Below are 26,878 nucleotides of genomic sequence, written 5' to 3' on the forward strand. Positions count from 1 at the left end.
CACTTGGTATAGGCTGATGTTACCTATATTCTTATGTCATATCTTCAATAACAACAGCATTGTATTATCAACCTTCCTAGTTAATATAAATGTCACAGTCTGGTGATAGTTTAAAGTGAACGGCTGAATAATATGGACAATATAACGCTAAATTAATATAAGAGTGAAATCATGACTAAGGCTAAAGAAACCGAAATGGCTATTGGTAAAATAACACCAAAGCAATTTAAAGAGTCGATTATAAAACACCTGAACAGTACTTTTGGTACTGATATCAATAAAGCCAGCAAAAAGGCTTGGTGGAATGCGACATCTGCTGCGTTAAACGAATTTGTATATGACCGTCTAAGCCAAACCCAAAAAACACATTTTGAAAAAGATACACGAGCTGTACATTATTTTTCACTAGAGTTTTTAATGGGCCGTTTAACTGGGAATAACTTACATAATTTAGGTTTATTTGAAACCGCCAAAAAAGCATTAACAGAATTAGACATAGATATTAATACGTTAGTGGATGAAGAAGAAGACATGGCTTTGGGTAACGGCGGTTTAGGTCGTCTTGCAGCTTGTTTTATCGACTCATTAGCGACTATGGAACTACCAGCTATTGGTTATGGTATTCATTACGAACATGGTTTGTTCCGTCAAGAATTTAAAGATGGTCACCAAATAGAACGCCCAGATAGTTGGCGTGAATACGGCAATCCATTTGAGATCTGCCGTCCTGAAAGCATCCAAGATATACCTGTTTATGGTTATGTTGAAACCAAATTTAATGACGCAGGAAAAGTCGTTAAAGAATGGCATCCGGGTCGAATCATTAAAGGGGTTCCTTGGGATGTACCTGTGGTTGGCTATTCTGGTAAAACGGTCAACGTATTACGTTTGTGGGAAAGTAGAGCAACTAACTTCTTTAACTGGGATGTATTTAACTCTGGTGGTTATCATGATGCACATAAAGAAAATGTTGAATCAGAAACCATTTCTAAAGTGTTATACCCAAATGATGAAACTGATGCCGGTAAAGAGTTACGTTTAATCCAACAATACTTTTTCTGTGCGTGTTCATTAAAAGACATTATCCGTCGTTACAAACGTGCTCATGCTGATGATTGGAGCAATTTCAGTGCTCAAGTAGCGGTACAGTTAAACGACACACATCCGGCTATAGCCATTCCAGAATTAATGCGTATTTTAATTGACCGCGCAGATATGGATTGGGATCAAGCATGGAAAATTTGTCGTGAAACCTTCTCATATACCAACCACACGTTATTACCAGAAGCGTTAGAAAAATGGTCAGTGCGTTTATTTGAGAAAGTTTTACCTCGTCATCTTGAGATTATTTATGAGATAAACCGTCGTTTCTTAGAAAACGAAGTCGATGCTAAATGGCCAGGTGACAACGCCATTAAATCTAAATTATCCATAATAGAAGAAGGTCACGAACGTATGGTTCGTATGGGTAATTTATCAGTAATTGGTTCAAATAAAGTTAACGGTGTGGCTGAAGTACATTCAGCTTTAGTTAAATCTGACCTTTTCCCTGAATTTAACGCCTTGTGGACAGATAAATTCACTAACGTGACAAATGGTGTTACTCCACGAAGATGGTTAAAAGCCTGTAATCCAGCATTATCTAAATTGATTGATAAAACGGTTGGCGATCAGTGGCCAACTAACCAAGAAATTCTAAGAGATTTAGACAAAAAAGCCGATGATGCTAAATTTCAAAAAGCATACATGGACATTAAACACGAAAACAAAGTGGCATTAACTAAAGTCATTAAAGAGTTAACCGACGTTGATGTAGATCCAAGTGCTATTTTTGATATTCAAATCAAACGTTTACACGAATACAAACGCCAACATTTAAACTTGTTACATATAATGGCCTTGTACCGTCGTTTATTGCAAAACCCAACAATGGATATGGTACCTCGAGTCTTTATCTTTGGTGCAAAAGCAGCGCCGGGTTATAAACTTGCAAAAGACATCATCTACGCAATCAATAAAGTAGCGGATAAGGTTAATAATGACGAGCGCATTGGTGGTAAATTAAAAGTTGTATTTTTACCTAACTACCGTGTGTCGTTAGCTGAGAAAATGATCCCAGCTGCCGACGTATCAGAGCAAATATCTACGGCAGGTAAAGAAGCATCAGGTACTGGTAATATGAAGTTGGCGTTAAACGGCGCAATTACAATCGGAACACTGGACGGCGCTAACATCGAAATTGCTGAAGAAGTGGGCGAAGAAAACGTTGTGATCTTTGGATTAACCGTTGATGAAGTTAAAGCGCTTAAGAAACAAGGTTACAACCCTTGGGATTACTATTACGGTAACGAAGAAATTAAAGCGGTATTGGATTGGTTTGATACTGATTATTTCACACCGGGTAAACCTGGTGAGTTATCGTCAATTAAAAACAGCTTTTTAGATGGTGGTGATCCATATTTATGTTTAGCTGACTTTGAATCTTATTCAGAAGGTCAAAAAGAAATCGAAGCTAAATACAAAGACAAAAAAGGGTGGGCGCGTAGTGCAATTTTAAATACCGCTTATATGGGTAAATTTAACTCAGACCGCTCAATTCAAGACTATGTTGACCGTATATGGAAGTTAAAATCGTGCACGGTTAAGTAACTCTAACGGTTTTGTAAACACAAACTGTAAATTAAATAAGCCATCAACTCCATGATGGCTTTTTTTTATTCTGGATTTGTAACGTACTTAAAACATAAATATGGCAAAATAGGGGACTTTTGATAAATCGAAACAAGCATCACAGTATTTATGAATAAAATATCCAACAATGACTTTTTAGCGTTAACTTGTGCAAATGAATATTATTTAACACCATTTAGTATTGACCATCCCCAGTGTGATATCGATATATTAGCCACCGGTGTTATCTATTTTTGTCCAAAAAACATAATCGATAATCAACGAAAAAAAGCCATTGTTATATCGTGTGCGATCCACGGCAATGAAACGGCTCCAATTGAAATATGTAATGACATTATTAGTGATTTATTAAGTAATAACATTAACTTACAGCACCCAACACTTTTTATATTTGGTAATCCCCCAGCTATTAATATTGGTGAACGCTTTGTTGAAGAAAATTTAAATCGTTTATTTAGTGGAATGCGTTCATCAGATAACAATGATTATGACCCAACACTTAATAAAGAAAGGGCCAGAGCAGCAGAATTAGAAAACTTTGTTACTGAGTTTTATCAAAAACACCCAGATGCAGAACGTACCCATTATGACTTGCACACTGCAATTCGTGACTCGGCACATGAGAAGTTTGCTGTTTATCCATTTATACACGGCAAACCTTGGCATAGAGAGCAATTTGAAATTGTAAGAAGTATGGGCGTTACCACATTTTTATTAATGCAAAAACCCGCTACAACTTTCAGTTACTATTCTTCAAATATCCACGGCGCCCATTCTTTTACTATCGAATTAGGTAAAGTAAGACCGTTTGGTGAAAATGATCAAACTAAATTTGCAGCTTCAAAACAAACCATCATAAACCTTATCTCTGGACAAGAAGTGGATATTCATCAATTTGATGCTAGCAATTATCAATTTATGTCTGTTTATAAAGAAGTAGTTAAACATAACGATTCGTTTAAATTAACATTCTCCGATGACGTCGCTAACTTCACCGCGTTTAATCAAGGGGATGTATTTGCTATTGAAGATGATATAGAGATCAAAGCGGATACCAATGGAGAAGCGATTGTGTTTCCTAATGCTAATGTAGCTAACGGACAACGTGCGATGTTAACTGTGATCCCCGTGAATATTGATAACAACTTAGTTTAAGTTTATATGTGGAAAGGCTAACGAGTAAATAAATTCGCTTAGCCTTATAGCTTTACTGACTTTTAAGCCAGTTCATAGCCGCTTCAATATTATCGAAGTTTTGTGCATTTTGAGAACGTCTAGCCGGGGTTCGGCTCTCCAAAATAGCTAAATGTGCAGAAGATTGAATCACTAAGGCTTTTGCCACCATTTTTTGAGTATTTAGCCAAACATTACACTCGTTGATCTTTTCAAACACATCAGGGGTTCCCCCTTCAGTTTCTAAATAATTAAAAAGCAACTTAAAGTCATTTCCGTCAAAATTTTCAATTTCAGACTTTAATTGTGCAATCGTTTTTACAATACCTTCTTTGTTAAAAGCCCCAATAGCTTTAATTGTGATTATGTCGCCTATAACTGTTATTAGCGTTTTTCCATGTTCTATTGTCATACAACGTCTCTAAGAGTTGATAACCACGTATTACTTGAACTGACAATTCAAATTGTGTCACTCAGTGGTTTACATTAACTAATTACATCAAATTTGTAATATTAATAAGAATTTAACAGGTGCATTCAATAGAAACAATGCGCATACCTAACTAATCAATATTTAAATTAAACATCAACTTTCTGTTTAAATAATCATCATATAAACCTGCATAATTATGCTTTCACGGCCAAAGTGGCAATTTTTCTTAACAGTTTTGATTTCTAAACTATTTACTCTAAATTCCTACTAAATTGAATTGCCTGTTACGTAAAGGTAAAGTCGCGCCAAATTCGGTTAATAACAATAATTCAGCACATCAACAATTGCCTAGTTAGACTAGAATTAAGGCATCGTCGCTGATACAGGAGTACTTCCCTTATGGGTAAGCTTAATAATGTCGAAAATCCTAATAATATAAACCGCAGCGATACTTTATCGCTTGAGTTTGTGTCTGAGAACGCTTTATCTATACCTGCATTTAAAATGATGGATGCCAACGGTGACTTGTATGAAGGTGCAGCCAAATCCACATTAGATAAAGCCACAGCATTACGAATATATGAAACTATGCGCTTTGTGCGTGTGTTAGACGAACGTATGTTAGCGGCACAACGTCAGGGACGTATTAGTTTTTACATGCAATGTTTAGGTGAAGAAGCGGCCGTTACTGCAAGTGCAGCCGCTTTAGAAGACAAAGACATGATCTTTGCGCAATACCGTGAACAAGCAGCTTTAGCTTACCGTGGTTTTTCTCTTGAAAACTTCATGAATCAAAATTTCTCAAACTCAAAAGATTTAGGAAAAGGCCGTCAAATGCCTATCCATTATGGTTCTAAAGAATTGAACTACATGACTATATCTTCACCTTTAGGTACACAAATACCACAAGCGACGGGTTATGCTTATGGCCAAAAATTAGATGGCAACGGGGCTTGTTCAATTTGCTACTTTGGTGAAGGTGCAGCTTCAGAAGGTGATTTCCATGCAGGCCTGAATATGGCCGCAGTGCATAAAGCACCGGTATTGTTCTTTGCTCGAAATAATGGTTATGCCATTTCAACACCGGCCAGTGAGCAATTTAAAGGAGACGGTATTGCTTGTCGTGGTGTGGGTTACGGGATGAAAGCCATAAGAGTAGATGGTGTGGATACGTTAGCCGTTTATGAAGCGGTTAAGATGGCACGTGAATATGCTGTCACTCATAACGAACCAGTATTAATCGAATCTATTGCTTACCGATTAGCAGCGCATTCTAGTTCTGATGATCCATCAGGTTATCGTTCAAAAGACGAAGAAGAAAATTTCCGTCAAAATTGCCCAATTGCGCGTTTTAAATCGTATCTATTAAAACAAGGTTGGTTAGACGAAGCTGAAGACGAAAAAGCTAAAGAAGCAATTCGTCAACAAGTGTTAGAGGCTTTAAAAGTATCTGAAAAAGTCGATATGCCAGCGTTAGAAGAAATTGTTACCGATGTTTATGAGCAAGTACCATTACATTTACAAGAGCAATACGAACAACTTAAACAACATATTCTTAAGTATCCAGATGCTTATCCAGCCACGGCCGCAAGAATTAAAACTACACCTGCGGAGGTTAAATAATGTCTAAAATGAATATGTTACAAGCAATCAACTCTGCAATTATGCTGGCGATGGAAGAGAACCAACGTTCTTGTGTATTTGGTGAAGATGTTGGCCACTTTGGTGGCGTATTTAGAGCAACAAGTGGTTTACAAGAAAAGTTTGGAAAAGACCGTGTATTTAATACGCCACTTGTAGAACAAGGCATTATGGGATTTGCTAATGGGTTAGCGGCTTTGGGTTATACCACCATCGCTGAAATTCAGTTTGCTGATTATATTTTCCCAGCGTTTGACCAAATAGTGAATGAAACAGCCAAGTTCCGTTACCGCTCAGGAAATGAGTTTAATGTTGGCAACTTAGTCATCCGTACACCTTACGGTGGTGGTATTGCCGGTGGTTTATATCACTCACAATCACCGGAAGCCTACTTTGCACACACTCCAGGTTTACAGTTGGTATTCCCACGTAATGCTTATCAAGCTAAAGGTTTGTTAACTTCGTGTATTGAATCTAATGATCCTGTGATCTTTTTTGAACCTAAACGCCTTTATCGTGCATCGGTCGGCGAAGTTCCAGAAGAAAAGTATTCAATACCGCTAGGTAAAGCAGAAGTGGTAAAACAAGGTACGGATGTATCTTTGTTAGCTTGGGGCGCTCAAGTTGAAATCATTGAAAAAGCGGCAGCGATGGCGGAAGAAGATGGCATCTCTTGTGAGATCATTGACTTACGCACAGTATTACCTTGGGACAAAGAGACGGTCGTTAACTCTGTAATTAAAACAGGACGTTTAATTGTCTCTCAAGAAGCACCTATCACATCAGGTTTTGCATCAGAAATTAGTGCAACTATCCAACAAGAGTGTTTTTTACACCTTGAATCTCCAATAGACAGAGTGTGTGGTCTGGATACTCCGTATCCATTAGCTCACGAAAAAGAATATATGGCCGATCATCTAAAAGTTTATGAAGCCATTAAACGTTCTGTTAATTATTAAGTCAGTGTAGGAGAAGATAATGAGTAAAGATTTTATATTACCCGACATTGGTGAAGGTATTGTTGAATGTGAAGTGGTTGAATGGTTGGTAGCTGAAGGTGACACCATAGTTGAAGATCAGCCTGTTTGTGATGTCATGACTGATAAAGCGTTAGTGCAAATTCCAGCCATGAGTGATGGTGTTGTTACGAAACTGTATTATCAAAAAGGCGAGATAGCCCAAGTACATCAACCTTTGTTTGCAGTGTCTTCTGCCCAAGAGTCTGCCCAAGAAGTTAGTCCAGCCCAAGGTGTGGTAGAACAAATCATGGACCACGCACCAGTAAAACCAACTAATTTAACCGTTAATGAAGTAGTAGAAGACTTTTTATTACCGGATATAGGCGAAGGTATTGTTGAGTGTGAAGTCGTAGATTGGTTAGTTGCCGAAGGTGATGAAGTTAAAGAAGATCAAGCTATTTGTGATGTCATGACTGATAAAGCGTTAGTGCAAATTCCTGCAAAGTCAGATGGCATAATAGAAAAACTGTATTACGAAAAAGGTGAAATTGCGAAAGTACATCAACCTTTATTTGCTATAGCCATTAAAGGTTCAACGGCTGTTGCTGAACCTAATGTGGTTGCTAATGTTTCTCAATCCAAACCAACGACGGCAGTGTTAGATAAAGAGAGTAGTAATGTAGTTGCCATATCGACAACTGCGTCCTCTGCAAAACTAAACAACTCAGGTCAGTTAGTTACTCAAAAAGCCGTTGCATCTCCGGCGGTGAGACGCTTAGCACGTGAAATGAATCTTGATATCAGAACTGTAAATGGCTCAGGTGCTAAAGGCCGTGTATATAAAGAAGATCTAGTAGCGCATACTCAACAAGCGCAAACACCATACGTAGCAGCCTCAGTTATTCAACAGCAACCTCAAGCTGAGCTAACACAAAATACTAGTGATTCGAGTTATATTGAACCAATCAAAGGCATTAAAGCAGTTATGGCTAAAGCCATGCAAACGTCTGTTTCAACTATTCCGCATTTTACATTTTCAGATGAAATTGATTTAACTGAAATCGTTAAATTACGTAAACAGTTAAAACCTGAATATGAAAAACAAGGCATTAAATTAACGATGATGCCGTTTTTCATGAAAGCTATGTCATTAGCAATTAAGCAATTTCCAGTAATGAACTCGCAACCAAATGACGACTGCACTGAGTTAACTTATTTTAACGATCATAATATTGGTATGGCCGTAGACTCTAAAGTTGGTTTATTGGTACCGAATATTAAATCTTGTCAAAACAAGAGCATTAAAGAAATTGCGATTGCGGTAATGGAAATGACGGAATTAGCTAGAGAAGGCCGTTTGTCTCCTGATAAATTAAAAGGTGGCACTATTTCAATTTCTAATATTGGTGCGTTAGGCGGTACAACAGCAACACCTATTATTAATAAACCAGAAGTGGCTATTGTTGCCTTAGGTAAAATGCAAACTTTACCTAGGTTTAATGATAAAGGTGAAGTAGAAGCACGCCAACTAATGAACGTAAGTTGGTCTGGTGATCATCGAGTGATTGATGGCGGTACAATTGCTCGATTTAATAACCTTTGGACTCAATATTTACAAAACCCAAGCTCTATGATCATGGATATGATCTAAAAAAGAGTAAAACCGAGTTGATGTTGAAACGCTCAGTGGTGTTAATTGCATATTGTGATTAACATTCTGGGCGTTTTTTTATCTTTGTTATCAAAGTCAGTTTCTCTCAATTGAATTCATTAACCATTAAGTGCAATACTGTTAGTAATTAATATTAAGGTGTTCTTGAAAGTTGGAATCAAATCTAAAGAATTTTTACATCGCTGATGAACAGTCAATTTACTTATTATCAGCTAATGACGCCAAAAAATTAAGAGATTGGGTAGAGCTATGTAAAACCCAGCTACGAAAAATGGGCTATTCCAATGTTGAAATGATTGGTAAAGGCGCGTTTGGTTTTGTTTTTGTAGGTACCGACAAAAACCAAACCGAACGTGTATTTAAATTTTCACGGATCACGCTAGCGCAAAACATAAGAGAACGTTTAGAAGAAGAAGGGTACATGTTAAATCTTCTAAATCACCCCAATATTCCCGCTTTTATCGACTTTCAAAGTATAAAGAAACAGGGCATTTTAGTAATGCACCGGGGTAAAGGCATTGATTTACACGAACTTTCCAAACTACGTGGGCGCTTGCCTGTAAGTACTGTGATTAAAATTGCGATTCAACTGGCTAATATTATCAAGTACTTACGTAATTTCACTATGTTAAGTGCAAGTGGTCAATTTGAAAACAAACCTATTGTACATGGCGATATTAAACCGTCTAATTTGATGTGGGATGAGGTAACCGAAACGTTATCGTTAATTGATTGGGGCTCCTGTGTGTTTGCTCAACTAGATGAAAACGCACAACCTGTAGTCAATAATGTAATGGAGTTAATGTCTGCAGATATGCAAAATACCAATGCACGTTTGGGTGATGTCTATTTTATTGGTGATGAGCAATTAAATGGTGCGTTATCTAATACCCGTTTTGATGAACAAGGCGCTGCAGCAACACTTTACGCAATCGCATCAAATCAAAACTGCCGATACGGTTACAAAGCCATTCCTCCATCGTCATTAGGTTTACCTAAGGCTTTTGCTCAAACCCTTAATCATTTATTAAGTCACGACGAAGAATTAAAATGCCATGCCGGCGATCAATTTATTAATCATGTTCAACAAATGGAAAATTGGTATTTACCTGTTCTGGAACTGGAACCCGAGAGCGCCTACATCCCAATTTGGAATAAACGGTCTAATACTAAATTAGATACAGTGGTCTATTCATCTCGTAAGTCATTTCTGCGCCAACAGGGCATCCATAGCGCGCTTTATGGTGTCAAAGATGCTCAGCTAGATAAGTACTATAAAAACTATCTACAAGGCATGGGAGACAACGAGAAAGCGTTTGTCGCAACAGTAAGTCGGTTAAGTGAATTTCCAATTGTAGGTGGTTTTGCAATACATTGGTTAGAAGATGGAGTGTATGTTGATTCAAACTTAAATTTGTTTGACGATGTGTATCGAAAAAGTGTTACTGAAACGGTGAATAATATTATTGATATTGCCCGTTCATTGGATCTTAGAGACGGTATTTTTAAAAGTTGTTTATTTGATGCTAAAAACACGATTCACGTTGAGCGTGAAAATGAAAATCAACAATTTGAATTAACGCACATTCCAAATATACCTTTTGAAATAACTCACACACCGGAAGTTGAACAAGGTAAACAACACTCGTACTTTGAAGATGGTGATGATCCAGACGAACGTTTACGTTTACCTGAGCAGATCATGGCACATATCGTTGCACTCAATGAGATCAGACATACAGGATGTATTATCTTTGAAGTTTTACCTAAGCATTTAAAAATACATAATTATTACAATTTGTTAGACAAAACTAAGGTTGGGGAGTTTACCTTTCATTTAAATGGGATTTTACAAAATATAAAGTATATTGATGATGTTGGCGTATCTGGTTTCATGAAATTACCATATAAAGACGCAAAATTGTTTTGTTATCAAACGTGTCGCTCAGATTTATATTATCCGCAAGACCCTAAGTCGTTTATCCCGAAAAATAGCTAGTTATTTCTTCGCTAAAAATTGCTCAAATTGTTCTTTTAAATCGGTAGCTCGTTTTTTATGACCTTCACCAATTGGCATACCATCAATAATTCGAAATACATTTTTACAGCGTTCAATGTACGTCCATTTTTGTTTTGGATTTTGCTTCATTAGCGCAATCAGAACTTGCACTAAGTTTAATGCACTGCCTGTATTCATTGGGGCAATCACCAATGACTTCTCAAATAAGTCATTGGCTTCTTTCAAGTCACCACGTGAAAATGCTTCAATACCTGTTTTATTTAACAATCGCATACTGGTCATATGGTCTTTCGCCATATATTGCGCATCCATGATCATAGAACGCGTAAAGTCATCTAATTCTATTTTTGATTGTTTTATTTGTTTTACATAATCTAACGCCGTTTCAAATTCACCAATCTTTAACATTAATGAAATACTGTCGGCCAGTAGACCGGCTGGAATTTTAAAATCTGGGTCGTTAAATTTTTGCGTTAATTCAGAAAATGACTTTTTAGCTTTTAAGTTAAGTCCATTTACAGAATCTAACCGCGCTAAACATAATTGTTCAAAGTCTTCTTGATCTATATCGGTAAAGGATGAGCTATCGCGTTTGGATTGTTGTAATGCATATAACGCGTCTTGGTTATATTTTCGTTTTTTCTTTTCATCTTCTTCAAGGTCAACAATATCAATAATGTTTCTTATGTGGTTTAACAAATGACGATAATCTTTTTTAAATGAGTTAGACGTTAAATCAACCACTTGGCTGCAAGCTTTAATTGACGATTCAAAGTCTTTATTTAATTTAGCTACAGCACTTAACTTATATTGACGTGGTACTGAGAAAGGAGAGCGTTCAATACCAGAACGTACCCAATTATATGCTTGTTCTATTTCACCTTTTGCTAAGTAACAGTCGGTGATCACGTCATACGCTTCAACATTCATTTTACTTTGTAACACAGCTTCTTTGGCAAACTTAATGGATGCAAGATACTTTTTTTCGTGTTTCAAAATTTTTGATTTGTAAATTAATGCCCAATTCAAACGCTTTTTTTCTAAAAAGCTATCGATGTAATCATTTAACTCTTGGTATCGACCTAAATAGAATAATACTTGTGCTTTGTATTTGTTACAGGACGCTTTATAACGTGGATACTTGGCTATTATCTTATTGATTAGTTCTAACGATGTTTCATAATCGTTGGCATTCATACTGTGGTAAAAGGGCACAAATACCTGTTTTTTTAGCCATGATTTGGTAACGCGTTGCAGTAATAAGTTTTGAGAGAATGGCTTGACGATGTAATCGTCGGGCAACACTTCTAGTGCCCCCACGACAGCTGTAGCCTGACTTTCACCCGTTACTATGATGCAAATACTGGAGTCTGGAATTAACTTACGTTCCTTGATCTCTTCAAATAACTGTCGACCATTACGACCAGCACCTAAGTTATAATCTATCAGTAAAATATCGTATTGATTTTGCCCACACTTAACAATAGCGGCTTCGCCTGATTGGGCGACCGAAATTTTACTCACATCGAGATCTTTTAACATTCCTCGTATCATCACTTGAAATGGTTTTTGATCATCAACTATCAGTATTTTCTTACCACTAAATATAATATTTGAACGCAAATCTTTACTACTTATTTAATTTAACTATGCCCATTCTTGTAAAAATACACATAAATACAAGTGTTATTTTCATTTAATTATGGATCTGGGTGCGAACACTAAACCTAAATGTAATTGAAATTGATGGACAAGGTTAGTTTGAAAGGCTTGTAGCTAATTATATGAGATTAACAAAGCGCAAGATCAAAAAAACCGATGTTAATTGCTTAACATCGGTCTATTGAATAGATGGTGGAGGGAGGTGGATTCGAACCACCGAAGGCAGAGCCAGCAGATTTACAGTCTGATCCCTTTGGCCACTCGGGAACCCCTCCAACAGGATGCGCATAATACCAAAATTGTTTTGTCTGTAAACATAAAATTAAAGTTTTTTGTTTAACTGCCGTTTAAATACCCAGATGCACAAAGAAAAGAAGTATTGATGCAAACCCAAACCAAAGAACCAATCGCTAAAAACATCCAAGTTATACGGGAATCTTCCGTATTTTCTGATATTCAAAAATCGGTTCACAGCAACGACAGCTCTGCCTTTAGCTTACTTTTAGCTATGGTCACACAAGACAGAATGGAATTAGATGAATTCCATTTACCAAAAAATAAAAAACCTAAAACAACTTCTGATTTAGAAAAAACATTTCACGTTGTACCTAAAAAATTAATCGATAAAGTAAATAATGAACAAGATTTAATGTTCAATCAGTTAATTAATTCAGGATATAGAGAAAGTGTGAGTCTCATGTTGAATTTACACCCTCAACCACTTATTTCGACAAATAGTGAAATAAATAACCCTATCAATATTCCAGCTAAGTTATTTAACAGCTTGGATATAAACCAACAAGCTAAGTTATACCAAGAGATCCAATCTAAAACATCAAATGTGGTAACAGAAGCGCCTATGATGACAACAGATAAAAACACTGATGATGAGAGCATCGAAATGGATGTAGGTACTTGGTTTAGTGTACTAGAACAAGCAAGAACCTTAAGTAAAGTGGCGTAGTTAAGCCACTTATCAATACGTTAAATAATGAAATGTTATAACAAAGTGATTTGAACAATTTCATTTATTTAATTTCTCGTTATAATCAACCGCCTAAATAACTCATTCTTTAGCCGTTTATCTATGATCCGTCGTATTACCAAACAAGAAATCTTATCCGTTACCGTATCTAATTTTTGTGACGAGCTTAAAACCTTTACTGCAAGTAACGGGTTAAAGTTTAATGGTGATGTGGATACTTCATATTCAGCACGTATCTCACAGGCAACAGATAACAGTATCTATCAGGCATTGCCACAAGGGATTTTGTTCCCACGCAATACCGACGACATCCTAGTTTTAACTGAGTTAGCCAACCGAGATAAATACTTATCTCTTCGTTTTTCACCAAAAGGCGGTGGAACTGGGACAAATGGCCAGTCCTTAACAGATCATTTAATAGTAGATATGTCACGCCACATGCGTGAGATAATTGAAATTAATGTTGAAGAGCGTTGGGTAAGAGTACAAACCGGTGTTATTAAAGATCAGTTAAACGACTTCTTAAGACCTCACGGTTTTTTCTTTGCCCCTGATTTATCCACGTCTAATCGTGCCACTATTGGCGGTATGGTTAACACAGATGCATCTGGCCAAGGTTCTTTGGTTTACGGTAAAACAAGTGATCATGTAATTGAATTAGAGGCGGTAACCATAGCTGGTGAACGTCTAGAAACCGCTGACATGTCACTTTCTGATGCACAAGCTATCGCTAATAACGACAGTCCATTAAGCAGTATTTATAAACAAGTACTTGATACATGTACCACTCATCGCGATAACATTCTTGCTACTTTCCCAAGACTCAACCGCTTTTTAACCGGTTATGACTTAGAGCACGTTTTTAATGAGGATATGAGTCGTTTCAACTTATCCCGTATCTTAACGGGTTCTGAGGGCACATTAGCTTTCATTACAGAAGCAAAGTTAAACATCACGCCGATTGCTAAATACAAAACGATGGTGAATGTAAAGTATGACAACTTTGATTCTGCTCTTAGGAACTCGCCGTTTTTAGTTGAAGCCAATGCAACCTCGGTTGAGACTGTTGATTCCAAAGTTTTAAACTTAGCCAAACAAGATGTGATTTGGGATTCTGTTTCCGATTTGATCACAGATGTACCTAATCAAACCATGAATGGCCTTAACATTGTTGAATACAACGATGAGGATCCAGACAATCAAAAACAAAAAATAGAACACCTTTGTGCTCGTTTGGATGCGTTAATTGCCAACAATAATGAAAATGGGGTGATCGGGTATCAAATAATTGAAGACTTAGCTGCCATTAATAAAATTTACGCCATGCGTAAAAAAGCAGTTGGGTTATTAGGTAATGCTAAGTCTAGTAAAAAACCTATTGCCTTTGTTGAAGATACGGCCGTTCCGCCTGAACACCTAGCCGACTTTATCGCTGACTTTAGACGTTTGTTAGACAGTCATCAACTTGATTACGGTATGTTTGGACATGTTGATGCTGGCGTTCTTCATGTTAGACCTGCTTTAGATTTAACTGATCCGGCGCAAGAACAATTGTTAAGAGTTGTCTCTGACGAAGTAGTAAAGCTAACAGCAAAATATAATGGTTTGATGTGGGGCGAACACGGCCGAGGTTACAGAAGTGAATATGGACCAGAGTTTTTTGGGGATGCATTATTCAATGAGCTGAGAAAAGTAAAAACAAGCTTTGACCCTAACAATCGACTAAACCCAGGCAAAATTTGTACGCCAATTGATTCAACTGAAAACTTAGTCTCTGTTGACGGAATTAAACGTGCTCATTTTGATAAACAAATTCCATTATCGGTTATAGAAAACTTTGAAACCACCGTGAATTGCAATGGTAATGGACTGTGTTTTAATTATGATGTTAACAGCCCAATGTGTCCGTCTTATAAACATTCAAAAGACCGTTCATTTTCACCAAAAGGCAGAGCTAATCTGATGCGTGAGTGGATCAGGTTACAAGGTAATAACATCAGTGATGAACAACTTAATCGGTCACGCGATACTATTTTTCAACTAATGACCCTGCCATACAAAGCATTTAGAAGTTTAGGTGCCAAGATGGGGATGTACGATTACAGCCATGAAGTGAAACACTCAATGGATAACTGTTTAGCATGTAAAGCGTGTAGCACGGCATGTCCTATAAAAGTTGATGTTCCTAGCTTTAGAGCTAAATTTTTGTCTATGTACCACCAACGTTACTTCAGACCGTTAAGTGATTATTTAGTGGCGAATATAGAACATTTATTGCCCACTTTGGCCAAAACTCCAAAACTGAGCAATTTGTTTATGCATAATCCGTTATCCACTTGGGTGACAAGAAACATTGTCGGTTATCTAGACGCACCTAAATTTAGTGATTATTTGAATACTCACTTAGACGATGAATTTAAGTTTAGTAAACACAAGATAACAGCATTATCTGCAGCGGATAAGTCAAAGGCCGTATTGATAGTACAAGACCCATTTACTAGCTTTTACGAGTCACAATTATTGCTTGATACCGTCATTGCATTAAAAGGATTAGGCTTTAAGCCATTTGTTTTACCTTTTAAAGAAAATGGTAAACCAGCACATGTTAAAGGCTTTTTGACTAAGTTTAATAAAATCGCGTCTAAGGCTAATAACTTCTACAACCAAATTGCTAAATACGATATCCCAATGGTAGGTATGGATGCCTCTTTGGTATTTGCATATAGGGATGAGTATGTTGAGTCTCTAGGCGCTGACAAAGTAAACTATAAGGTGAGTTTATTAAGTGAGTGGTTATGGCAACAAGATTTTGATCTGTCATCTGAAACTTTATCGCAGAATAGCAATAATGAAACGCCACAGTTTAATTTAATGACACATTGTACTGAAAAGTCAGTATTGCCAAACATAAACACTCAGTGGCAAACTATTTTCGCTAAATTAAATATGACAATTAACCCTATTAATACAGGGTGTTGTGGGATGGCAGGGACCTTTGGTCACGAAGCCAAAAACCAACAAGCTTCAAGCGATATCTATCAATTGAGTTGGAAACCTGCACTTGAGCAGGTCGATCAACGTCCAGTTTTAGTAACCGGTTTTTCTTGTCGTAGTCAGGTGAAACGTTATGAAAACAAGTTACTAAAACATCCTATACAAATTGTGGCTGACTTATTTAGATAAACATCACATGTTTGTGATAGTCACTTGCCATCTTATTGTTATTAATTGGAGATAATGTTGGATTACAGTCAATATGGTGTTGAATTTTTAACCATAGGGTTCGCTCATTTAATTGCTGTCACAAGCCCAGGGCCTGATTTTGCAATTGTGATGAAATATTCGATTAATTACGGTAAAAGGATCGCATTACTCACTAGTTTGGGTGTTGGTTCAGCAATATTTTTACATGTGACTTATGCGTTGGCCGGTATCGGATTAGTGATAAGTACGACCCCTTGGCTTTATAATTTGTTGATTATAGTGGCATCCAGTTTCTTGTTATATCTTGGCTTTGGAGCGATACGATCACAACCTGTATCTGAGCAGAAGATAAAAGATAGTTCGCCAGTCAGATCTATTTCATCTAAAAAAGCATTCCTAATGGGGTTTTTAACCAACGGAATTAATCCTAAGGCAACTTTATTCTTTTTGGCATTGTTTACTGTTGTTGTAGATATAAATACACCTCTGGTAATTAAGGGGTTGTATGGCCTATATATGGCTATAGCAACGGCTATTTGGTTTTGTTTTTTGTCTTTAATTTTAACCCATAAAAGAGTTCAACACTTTTTCCAAGCTAACGCTTATATATTCGATAGGGTAATGGGAGTGGTCATGATCGGTCTTGCTTTAAATATCCTAGTTAATGAATTCTTATTATAAATAAACATAACAAATCATAGCTATACTTAACCCATAGTGCGATGTGGTCTAATTTATGTATACATTTTAACCACATTTAACTTAGGCAGTGATGTCAGGAGGCCACAATGGCTTCTCAAACTCAATTAATTAATCTGTGGGTTGAAACAACCAATTTAAATAATGGTACAAGTGAAAAAAGACATATCACTGTTCCTATAGCAACCCCAACATATAGTAAAAAAAACGTGTTGACCTTATTAACACTTTGTTTATTACCACAATTTAAATTTAATTCTAAACCTAAGGTTAACCCCAATATTCAGCATATAAACCCAGATATTTATATACAAGATGACGTTCACCTTGGTATTGATAGACTGTGGATTTACACTCGATCATTGTCAGCATCTGAATTGAAAAAAGCACAACACAAATGCCAAAAGCTCCTTTGCATTGGAAGTGCAGAGACTTCTGAACTGATCAACAACCATGACCTTCAATTTAATTCCGCTTTAATAGAACAATTATCCAGCAACATACAAAAAAAACTAAACTGGAATATTCTAATAGACGAAGAATCAATTGCTATTACGGACTCTGAACATTATTTATCAGGCAACTTCATTGCCGGACCAAAGTTTAAAAAGTTAAACAGCAATCAGTACCACTTTGATTTAACAGGGTAATATTAGGTCTAATTGTGATTGATTTACCTAAACGAAAAAGGGGACGAAAACGTCCCCTTAATGTTATTGATTTTGTATTAGTGCTCTATTTCCAACAAGTCTAAATAAACAAACTTGGGATTAGTGGCTACCAATGCCTGTTCTAATTTGTCTACTCGTTTCATACTATTGCAAAATGCATCCGCTTTAACTTCGATGAGATCAGCTTTAGCTTCAATCTCTCGTTCAATATTCTCGCCAAAATTATCAAAATCTATATCATCACCTGAGGCGATGGCTTGTCCCATATTAGATATTAAACCACCAATAATAGTGGGCACCATATCATCGACAATTTCATTAACTAACTCGTCAACTTCACCGTCGTCAATATCCATATTAAACTCACCTTCAGTAATTGAATATCGACCTTCATTACTATTGTATTTTTCTCTTATTTTTTCTTGTATTATCTTAAACTTATCTTCATGAACTTCCATATCGACAAATTTACCAAGACCAGCATTTAAACCTTCAAAGGCCAATCCAACCGCCTCAATTGCTATTTCAGTAACTTCTGGTATTGCTTTGCGTATGGAAGTTGAATACTCATTAATCATCGATTGCTGTTTATCCGTTAACTGTATTTGTTCACCTTTTATAAACAAAATACGGTCTTTGTATATATCGACCATAGTTTCATCATCTTCAATGATACGAATATGATCAGGAGTGACCGATAAATCATTCTTTAACGACAAATGGCATTCGTTGTTGTGAGCGTTTGCAGAAACTGAATTAAATAGTAATAGGGTAGAAGCAATGACAGGTAAGGCTAATTTATTTTTTAATGTATTCATTAAACATTCTCCAACAGAAAGGTAATTTTTTTAAATCTAAAAAGTGATAAATTTATCTTTATTGTGTTTGTTATAACAAATACAGTGCCAGTTATATTTTAATTTAAATACAATGACTTAGCTTCATTACAAATAGTTGAGTTAATATAATACGCGTTATTTTCGTAAATTTAACCAATAATTAGTGTTTAAGTTTAATTTATAACTTGTTGGTAAAATTAAATCATTAATTTCTATATTTAAACTTGGAAAAACACTGAGTGGCAATGATATACTCGCGCCAATTAAATTGTTAGAAAAGGTTATATAAATGGCGGATGTAGAGAATCGTCCATCTAATTTTATTAGAAATATCATCGACGCAGATTTAGCGGCAGGAAAATACCCTACAACCCATACACGTTTTCCTCCAGAACCAAATGGTTACCTTCATATTGGGCATGCAAAATCTATCGTGTTAAATTTTGGCATCGCTCAAGATTATGATGGATTATGTAACCTACGTTTTGATGATACCAATCCAGAAAAAGAAGACATTGACTATGTTAACGCTATAAAAAATGACGTTAGCTGGTTGGGTTTCAATTGGAGTGGTGAAATTTGTTATTCATCAAACTATTTTGACCAGTTGTTTAGTTATGCAGAAGAGCTGATCAATAAAGGCTTAGCGTACGTTGAATTCTCTAACCAAGAAACCATGCGTGAAATGCGAGGTACGTTAACATCGCCAGGTACTAACAGCCCATATAGAGACACCAGTCCTGCTGAAAACTTACAGTTATTCCATGACATGCGTGATGGCAAGTATAAAGATGGTGAGTGTTGTTTAAGAGCTAAAATCGATATGTCATCTAGCTTCATGTGTATGCGTGATCCTGTTATTTATCGTGTTCGTTTTGCCCATCATCACCAAACCGGTGACAAATGGTGTATTTACCCTATGTATGATTTCACTCATTGTATATCTGATGCAATAGAAGGGATCACACATTCTTTATGTACGTTAGAGTTCCAAGATAACCGTCGTTTATATGATTGGGTGTTAGATAATATCTCCATTGAAACGCGCCCACATCAATACGAGTTTTCAAGATTAAACCTTGAATACACTATGATGAGTAAACGCAAATTAAATGCGCTAGTTACAGAAAATCATGTACAGGGTTGGGATGATCCTAGAATGCCAACCATAGCTGGTTTAAGACGCCGTGGTTACACGCCAGGCGCAATACAAGAGTTTTGTAAACGTATTGGTGTGACCAAAATGGAAAACACCATTGAAATGGGCGTTCTAGAAGCCTGTATCCGTGAAGATTTAAATGAAAATGCACCACGAGCAATGGCCGTTGTTGATCCAATCAAATTGGTTATTGAAAACCTACCCGATGATCATATTGAATGGATAGACGCACCAAATCATCCAAGTGATGAAAGCATGGGCACGCGCAAGCTACCATTTAGTAAAGTGGTTTATATTGAGCGTGAAGACTTCCGTGAAGAAGCCAATAAAAAATACAAACGTCTAGTGATTGGTAAAGAAGTCCGTTTACGTAATGCATACTTTGTTAAAGCTGAGCGTTGTGACAAAGATGAACAAGGAAATATCACCACCGTTTATTGTACGTACGATGAAACGACGTTAGGTAAGTTACCGGCTGACGGTCGTAAGGCGAAAGGGGTAATCCATTGGGTATCAGCCTCTCATGGTGTTGAAGCTGAGATCAGAGATTATGATCGAATGTTTACCGTTGCTAATCCTGCTGCAGTTGAAGACTTTACCACAGTATTAAACCCTGACTCTTTAGTTATTAGACAAGGCTATATTGAGCCAAGTTTAGTAGAAGCAAAAGCTCAACAAGGTTTCCAATTTGAACGTTTAGGCTATTTCTGTTTTGATGGCAATAAAAACTCAGATGGTAAAATGATCTTTAATAAAACGGTTGGTCTAAGAGATACATGGACTAATAACGAAAATAAATAATTTTTGTGTCGTTACAAACAAAAAAACCTAAACAATTGTTTAGGTTTTTTTATATTTAGTTAGCAAATTACTGAGAGTTAAATTTAAACCAGTTCTATTACTTTAACGCTCGTTGTGTCTATCTCTGCAATTTCAGATTCTGGGTCTATATATGTCGGTATCTCTGGCGCATCAAAAGCCACATCACCTTCTTCAACGTCTTGAGTCAAAGTTTTAAAGTCAAATAACTCTGTGTCTGCAAGATGACTTGGAACCACATTTTGTAACGCGCTGAACATACTTTCAATACGTCCAGGGAACTGCTTGTCCCAATCGTTTAACATTTGTTTAATTTGTTTACGCTGTAAATTCTCTTGTGAACCACATAGATTACAAGGAATAATCGGGTAACCTTTTATTTGTGAAAACAATTCAATGTCTTTTTCTTTAGCATAGGCAAGAGGGCGAATAACCACGTGTTCGTTATTATCACTTTTTAATTTTGGCGGCATCGATTTTAACTTTCCGCCATGGAACATATTTAAAAACATAGTTTCTAGTATGTCATCTCTATGGTGACCCAAAGCAATTTTTGTCGCGCCTAGTTCTTTTGCTGTACGGTACAAAATACCTCTACGCAATCTTGAACATAATGAACAAGTTGTTTTGCCTTCAGGTATCTTATCCATCACGATAGAGTAGGTATCTTCCGTTACTATCTTATATTCAACACCTAACTGTTCTAGATATTGTGGCAGTACATGATCAGGAAAACCGGGCTGTTTTTGATCTAAATTAACCGCTACTAATTCAAAATTGATAGGGGCAGCCTTTTGCAAACTCATTAAAATTTCTAACATGGTGTAACTATCTTTACCACCAGATAAACAAACCATGACACGGTCACCGTCTTCAATCATGTTAAAGTCATTAATAGCCTGACCCACTTGACGACGAATACGTTTTTGTAGTTTATTGAAGTTATATTTTTGTTTTGCTTCTAATGATGTTGCCATACTGCCTCTCAAATTAAACATCAATAAGAGTTATCAAATTGATATAAGGCGCGCATTATAATGTCCTTACATAAACAAAGAAACCGCTAATTTATATTAGCGGTTTTGTAAGTAACAATAATGGCCCTAGATTTGACTATGCTTTAATTGGACTAATAAAATCAGGTGGCTTTAATGCTAATAAATCACAGTTTAAATTATCTATAACGTGTTCCGCCGTATTGCCTATTAAAGCTGCACTGATGCCAGTTCGTCCCACTGTGCCTATCACTACTAATTCAGCGTCCAAAGTACGTGCAACTTCTGGAATAACGTCTTCTGGTAATCCTTCAACTATGTGAGTCTTATTGTCGTCGATGTTAAAGTCCAAAGCCAATTTTGATAATGATGTTTGATGATGATTTTTCATGTTTTCATTGTACTTAACAGTATCAAACTCTGGAATTTCAACCGCTATATTCATTGGCGTAGGGGGATAAGCATTAATCAGATGCGTGTCTGATTGTAATAAACCGGCCATAAAACATGCGTGATTAATGATCTCATAATTTAACAACGCATGACTAGCATCGTCCGTTCCAGCACTCACCGCGGCGAGTACTTTACTGTTTTTAGGCCATGCATGATCTTTAACTAATAATACTGGGCAAGGGCACTTTCTTAATAAGTGCCAATCCGTTGGGGTAAAAATAACTGATTTTAACGAATCATGTTTGTGCGTGCTTTTAATAACCAAATCAAACTGGCCTTCAATCGCTGCACGAGTAATGCTTTCATATGGTCGATTATGCCAAACGACTTCCGTTGAGATATTAGTATTATTTTGTTTAGTTTGTTTTATTAACTCAATTAACCATTCTTTCTTATCTTCTAACACGGCATTTTGCATCACCGTACGTTCATCACTGGATAACATAGTGGTCATTTCATAAGAGAAATCATAAATAGTTAAAAACACTGTAATGTCACAAGGATGTTTTTCTGACATTTCTAAAGCACGCGATAGTGCTTTGTGGTTATCTTCTGTGGGGTCAATTACTACTAATATTTTATTAAAGTGACTCATATTATTCACCTTCCATTTTTATGGGCACTTGCTAAGTGTAGTAAATTATTTAAATTTTGAAGCAGTTAATTGAATGATTTTATTCGTTTTTTATTAATTACTTTCTAGCCGTCTAAATTTCTCGACATTGTCAATTTCAATTAATTTACCATTAACTTGAATGAAACCCGCTTTTTGAAATTTACTAAATATACGACTAACTGTTTCTACCGTTAACCCCAAATAATTACCAATTTCACCACGAGTCATGGTTAATCTGAAAGAGTGTTTTGATAACCCTCGTTGAGAGAAACGATCTGACAAAGAGGTAAGAAATATGGCTATACGTTCCTCAGCAGATTTTTTATTCAACATCATAAACATATTTTGGTCAGCTGAAATTTCGTTGCTCATTAAACGGGTAAATTGATTACGTAATTTAGGCATCTTGTCGGTGAGTTCATCCATTGTGGTATATGGAATTTCACACACCATGGACGTTTCTAGGGATTGGCAATAGGTTTGATGTTTTTGTGTTGCTAATGCATCAAATCCAATGACATCGCCAGGTAAATGGAATCCGGTAATTTGCTCGACACCTTGATCATCCACTAAGTAAGATTTGAAACTGCCAGAACGAATTGCGTAAAGTGATTTAAATGTTTGTCCCGCTTCAACAATACAATCATTTTTATGAAATGGTTTTTTACGCTCAATCACATCATCTAGTTTACGTAATTCATTTTCGTCCAATGAAAAAGGAATACATAATTGATTTAAACTGCAATTTGCACAGTTCAGTGAAAAGTTACTAGAAGAGTTATTAATTAACATTAAATACCTACAATACTTAGAGAAACATTATCCGATTATACGCAAAGTAAAACTGCCATATAGCCATTATAATTACGCTCATACCTAATATAAACCTAACATAGCTATGGTTAAAAATACTATTTAATTTAGCATTTATTAACGTTAATCCGACTAAAGTAGGTAAGGTGCCAATACCGAATAAAAACATGACTGAGAATCCAGTTAATGGTGAAGGTGATGTTATTGCTAAACTTAATGCAGTATAAACGAGTCCACATGGTAAAAATCCCCAAAACAAACCATACAACAAACATTTAAGTGGAGTATCTATTGGTAATATTTTAGATTTAATCGGATCAATAAAAGGTTGAAACCACTTACCAATAAACTCTGTTTTCAAAACAAAACTGTTAATATTAGCAATATGTAGTCCTATTCCAAACATTAAAATTGACGATAAAAGCGTCAGATATAACACGCCACCTTGAGTAATACTGACAACCGATTGGGCAAAAAAGTTAACTATTAAACCAATAAAGCCGTAACCAAAAATACGACCAATACTGATTAAAACCGAATAGAGGAAAAATGATTTTTCTTTAGGGACTGAAAAGCCCAATGCCATGGACAATGACCCACACATAGCAACACAATGACCACTTCCCAAAAAGCCCATTAAAAACGCAGGAATTAGGTATTCAAAAGGGAACGACATTATATTTGGCTATTATTGTTTTGATCGGTATTTGGCGTTGTTTTATTTTGGTCATTAGATTGCAATTCATCGTCGTCCATTAAAATAGACAAACCTTGTTTCTCTAAATCTTCAAACTGTTCTGATTTTGTTGCCCAAAAAAATGCGATGACACCAACAATCACAAAGATAATTGCCACTGGAATTAGGTAATAAATAACATTCATTGGATGTTTACTTGACCTTTAATAAGCGTAATGAGTTCGTCACTACTAAAATGGAGCTCGCTGACATGCCAATTACTGCAATATATGGTGCAACGTAACCAAGCATAGCAACAGGTAATATAACGAGATTATAAATTAACGACCAATATAAATTTGACTTAATCGTGGTTCTTGTTTGTTTGGCCGCGTTAATTAACGAGATTATTGAGTTCAAGTTGCCTTTTAAAATAATGATATCGGCGGCATATTTGGTTACATCCGCACCATCCCCCATAGCGACACTAACATCTGAAGCTGCAAATACAGGGGAGTCATTAATACCATCTCCAACCATAAGGACTAAATTAGTGGGGGAGTTTTGTTGAATATCAGAAACGTATTGTGCTTTTTTATCCGGTAAACATCCCGTTTCGACCCTATCTAATTTTAATTGTTTCCCAAGTAATTTAGCTTGCTCAGACGAGTCACCTGTTAACATAGTAAGCTGATAACCCGCGTTATTAAGTTGACTTAATACATCGATAGATTCTGATTTTAATTGGTCAGATACGTAAAACTCAGCAAGGATTTGGCCTTGATAACAAAGAAATACATTAGCATTTGATAGATGCATACTAGTACCAACACCACAAAATTGTGCGCTACCAACCTTTACGGTTTGACCTAAATATTCACCTTTAATTCCGGAACCAACAACAGCAGAAATGTTAGTTAAGCTGTCTATCTGCAATTGAGCTTCGGGTTGTGTTCCTTGCTCTAGCTCTGCGGGAGATTGTTCGAATATAGTTTGGTCAAATGCATTAGAAATAGGGTGCTCAGAGTGTTTTTGTAGTCGAATGATGATAGCTTTCAACAAATCTACGGGCAAACCCAGTGATAATAAATTCGCTTGATGATAATAAGCTTGTTGTATCTCAAACCGTCCTTTAGTCAAAGTGCCCGTTTTATCAAAACAAACATGAGTCAAATGACTTAATTTATCAAAGGCTAATGGGTCTTTAATTAAAATACCTTGTTTATTCAGAGCTGAAATAACACAAGTATACGCGGTTGGGGTCGCTAAACTTAACGCACACGGACAAGTGGCAACTAAAACAGACAAACTTACCCAAAGGGCATCAACAGGCTCTACAAAGTACCAAATAACATAAGTGATCAAAGCCAGTATTAGCTGGCTGAAGACAAACCAATGGGCAATCTTATCAGCAAACTGGGTATAAACGGGTTTATGCCTAGCAAACTCTTCTTGTAAGTCACCAATTTTAGATAGGGTCGTTTTATCCCCCATAGCCGTCACTTCGACAGTTATAACACCATCATTATTAATACTGCCAGCCAAAACAGTATCGCCAGTTAATTTTGCTATAGGTTCAAACTCACCATTTAATACCGATTCGTTAACGCTGGTAACCCCATCTTGTATAACACCGTCAATCGCAATATTTTGTCCAGGCTTGATAAGTACAAGATCACCTAGTTTTATATTTTTTACCAATTCAACCATAGGTTCACCATTAACTATCTTATTGACAGTGACAGGTAAATTTTTATTTAAATTGGCGTTAGATAAAATGGCTTTACTTTTAGCCCTGAACTCTAAGTACTTACCAATCAATAACAAAAAGGTGAACATGGAAATACTTTCAAAAAATACTTCTCCTTGATCACCATTTAGTCCATTAACTAATAATTGATAAAAGCTAGCAAAAAAAGCACCGTAAATTGCAAATGCGACGGGGACATCCATATTTAACTTTTTAGCTTTGATAGAGTAATAAGAACCAAACAAAAAAGGTAAAGCAGAATAAAAAACCACAGGTACAGATAAAATCAAACTAAGCCATTTAAAATAGCCTACTTGGTGTGACTCCATATTATTAAACGCACCAAAGTACATAGCAAAAGCGATCATCATCACTTGCATAGTAAATAGACCAGCCACACCTAGGCGTTTGATATATTGTTTTTCTTGAAATTTAAGTTTGTGTTCAGTGTCTGACACATTAAACGGAGAAGATGGATAACCCACTGCAGTTAATTTAGATAATATAGAAGATAAAGGCAAAGTAGGGTGTTGCCAAATGATTTCAGCCCTTTGGTTAATCGTATTCACGTTAACTTTGATAATGCCATTTAACGTAGTGAGGGATTGTTCAATTAACCATGCACAAGCTGCACAGTGGATATTATCAACAGAAAGGATTACTTTTCTTACATTTGGATCTTCAGTCACACTAGATATTTGTTCTAAAAATCCAATATCGTCATAAACCAAGAAGCGTTCATCGGTTACATTTTCCTCTGGTTTAGAAGCCATATCAGAACGGAACTGATAATACGTGCCTAAACCATTGTTATAAATATGCTCTGTAACCGATTTGCATCCCAAACAACAAACTTGAAAAGTTTGTCCATTAATATCCGCAGCAATCGGACTTTGATTTTTAGGTAAATCGTTACCACAGTGGTAACAAGATGCAGTTTCCGCCATT

20 protein-coding genes and 1 tRNA gene are annotated in these 26,878 nt (G+C 36.3%); 11 read left to right on the forward strand and 10 right to left on the reverse strand.

The features are described 5' to 3' along the window. The first annotated feature begins 171 nt into the window (after nt 1-171). Together KO505_RS12225 and astE are read left to right on the forward strand one after the other, a co-directional pair. Nucleotides 172-2,649, forward strand: a complete 2,478-nt coding sequence (locus KO505_RS12225; protein ID WP_216055728.1) for a glycogen/starch/alpha-glucan phosphorylase — start codon at nt 172-174, stop codon at nt 2,647-2,649. Nucleotides 2,650-2,799: 150 nt separating this feature from the next. Next, entirely contained in the window at nt 2,800-3,846 is a 1,047-nt protein-coding gene (gene astE / locus KO505_RS12230; protein WP_216055729.1) for a succinylglutamate desuccinylase, read from the forward strand. Between the two features lie 52 nt (nt 3,847-3,898). Here the strand turns inward: astE and KO505_RS12235 are convergent, their stop codons facing one another. After that, a complete protein-coding gene (locus KO505_RS12235) occupies nt 3,899-4,276 on the reverse strand; it encodes a hypothetical protein (protein ID WP_216055730.1) in 378 nt (125 codons plus the stop codon). Between the two features lie 420 nt (nt 4,277-4,696). Between KO505_RS12235 and KO505_RS12240 the strand changes: the two genes are divergently transcribed. From KO505_RS12240 to KO505_RS12255, 4 genes are all read left to right on the forward strand, one after another. Next, a complete protein-coding gene (locus KO505_RS12240) occupies nt 4,697-5,920 on the forward strand; it encodes a thiamine pyrophosphate-dependent dehydrogenase E1 component subunit alpha (RefSeq protein ID WP_216055731.1) in 1,224 nt (407 codons plus the stop codon). After that, nucleotides 5,920-6,897, forward strand: a complete 978-nt coding sequence (locus tag KO505_RS12245; protein WP_216055732.1) for an alpha-ketoacid dehydrogenase subunit beta — start codon at nt 5,920-5,922, stop codon at nt 6,895-6,897. Before KO505_RS12240 ends, KO505_RS12245 begins: the two co-directional genes overlap by 1 nt. 19 nt (nt 6,898-6,916) lie before the next feature. Beyond that, on the forward strand, nt 6,917-8,548 hold the full coding sequence (locus KO505_RS12250; RefSeq protein WP_216055733.1) for a dihydrolipoyllysine-residue acetyltransferase: 1,632 nt from the start codon (nt 6,917-6,919) through the stop codon (nt 8,546-8,548). A 172-nt stretch (nt 8,549-8,720) separates the two neighbouring features. Further along, nucleotides 8,721-10,568, forward strand: coding sequence for a protein kinase (locus tag KO505_RS12255; protein ID WP_216055734.1), 1,848 nt, complete (start codon nt 8,721-8,723; stop codon nt 10,566-10,568). Here KO505_RS12255 and KO505_RS12260 read toward each other — a convergent pair whose 3' ends face one another. Together KO505_RS12260 and KO505_RS12265 are read right to left on the reverse strand one after the other, a co-directional pair. Continuing rightward, complete coding sequence (locus KO505_RS12260) at nt 10,569-12,212, reverse strand: response regulator (protein ID WP_216055735.1); 1,644 nt, start codon at nt 12,210-12,212, stop codon at nt 10,569-10,571. 229 nt (nt 12,213-12,441) lie between these two features. Further along, nucleotides 12,442-12,526: transfer RNA gene (locus KO505_RS12265), tRNA-Tyr, on the reverse strand. Nucleotides 12,527-12,633: 107 nt separating this feature from the next. Here KO505_RS12265 and KO505_RS12270 point away from each other — a divergent pair. The 4 genes from KO505_RS12270 (at nt 12,634) to KO505_RS12285 (ending at nt 17,789) form a co-directional block, all read left to right on the forward strand. Beyond that, nucleotides 12,634-13,215 (forward strand): VC2046/SO_2500 family protein, encoded by a 582-nt coding sequence (locus tag KO505_RS12270; RefSeq protein ID WP_216055736.1) that lies wholly within the window; start codon nt 12,634-12,636, stop codon nt 13,213-13,215. A 123-nt stretch (nt 13,216-13,338) separates the two neighbouring features. Beyond that, nucleotides 13,339-16,419, forward strand: a complete 3,081-nt coding sequence (locus KO505_RS12275) for an FAD-binding and (Fe-S)-binding domain-containing protein (RefSeq protein WP_216055737.1) — start codon at nt 13,339-13,341, stop codon at nt 16,417-16,419. A 54-nt stretch (nt 16,420-16,473) separates the two neighbouring features. Continuing rightward, the gene (locus tag KO505_RS12280; protein ID WP_216055738.1) at nt 16,474-17,121 is read left to right on the forward strand and encodes a LysE family translocator; all 648 of its coding nucleotides are present in this window, start codon (nt 16,474-16,476) and stop codon (nt 17,119-17,121) included. Between the two features lie 107 nt (nt 17,122-17,228). Then, nucleotides 17,229-17,789 (forward strand): hypothetical protein, encoded by a 561-nt coding sequence (locus KO505_RS12285; protein ID WP_216055739.1) that lies wholly within the window; start codon nt 17,229-17,231, stop codon nt 17,787-17,789. A gap of 77 nt (nt 17,790-17,866) precedes the next feature. Here the strand turns inward: KO505_RS12285 and KO505_RS12290 are convergent, their stop codons facing one another. Then, entirely contained in the window at nt 17,867-18,628 is a 762-nt protein-coding gene (locus tag KO505_RS12290; protein WP_216055740.1) for a DUF2884 family protein, read from the reverse strand. Nucleotides 18,629-18,938: 310 nt separating this feature from the next. Between KO505_RS12290 and glnS the strand changes: the two genes are divergently transcribed. Beyond that, nucleotides 18,939-20,609, forward strand: a complete 1,671-nt coding sequence (glnS, locus tag KO505_RS12295; protein ID WP_216055741.1) for a glutamine--tRNA ligase — start codon at nt 18,939-18,941, stop codon at nt 20,607-20,609. Nucleotides 20,610-20,692: 83 nt separating this feature from the next. Here glnS and ttcA read toward each other — a convergent pair whose 3' ends face one another. The 6 genes from ttcA to KO505_RS12325 form a co-directional block, all read right to left on the reverse strand. Next, nucleotides 20,693-21,604 carry a tRNA 2-thiocytidine(32) synthetase TtcA gene (gene ttcA, locus KO505_RS12300; RefSeq protein ID WP_216055742.1) on the reverse strand — a complete coding sequence of 304 codons (912 nt, stop codon included), beginning with the start codon at nt 21,602-21,604 and terminating at the stop codon, nt 20,693-20,695. 136 nt (nt 21,605-21,740) lie between these two features. After that, complete coding sequence (gene uspE / locus KO505_RS12305) at nt 21,741-22,670, reverse strand: universal stress protein UspE (protein WP_216055743.1); 930 nt, start codon at nt 22,668-22,670, stop codon at nt 21,741-21,743. Between the two features lie 93 nt (nt 22,671-22,763). Next, the gene (gene fnr / locus KO505_RS12310; protein ID WP_216055744.1) at nt 22,764-23,483 is read right to left on the reverse strand and encodes a fumarate/nitrate reduction transcriptional regulator Fnr; all 720 of its coding nucleotides are present in this window, start codon (nt 23,481-23,483) and stop codon (nt 22,764-22,766) included. Nucleotides 23,484-23,499: 16 nt separating this feature from the next. Next, nucleotides 23,500-24,180 carry a sulfite exporter TauE/SafE family protein gene (locus tag KO505_RS12315; protein WP_216055745.1) on the reverse strand — a complete coding sequence of 227 codons (681 nt, stop codon included), beginning with the start codon at nt 24,178-24,180 and terminating at the stop codon, nt 23,500-23,502. Further along, on the reverse strand, nt 24,180-24,386 hold the full coding sequence (ccoS, locus tag KO505_RS12320) for a cbb3-type cytochrome oxidase assembly protein CcoS (RefSeq protein ID WP_216055746.1): 207 nt from the start codon (nt 24,384-24,386) through the stop codon (nt 24,180-24,182). Before ccoS ends, KO505_RS12315 begins: the two co-directional genes overlap by 1 nt. Nucleotides 24,387-24,393: 7 nt before the next feature. Continuing rightward, on the reverse strand, nt 24,394-26,877 hold the full coding sequence (locus KO505_RS12325) for a heavy metal translocating P-type ATPase (RefSeq protein WP_216055747.1): 2,484 nt from the start codon (nt 26,875-26,877) through the stop codon (nt 24,394-24,396). Nucleotide 26,878: the final 1 nt, after the last annotated feature.

Source organism: Psychrosphaera sp. F3M07 (genome assembly GCF_018860345.1).
Classification (GTDB): domain Bacteria; phylum Pseudomonadota; class Gammaproteobacteria; order Enterobacterales; family Alteromonadaceae; genus Psychrosphaera; species Psychrosphaera aquimarina.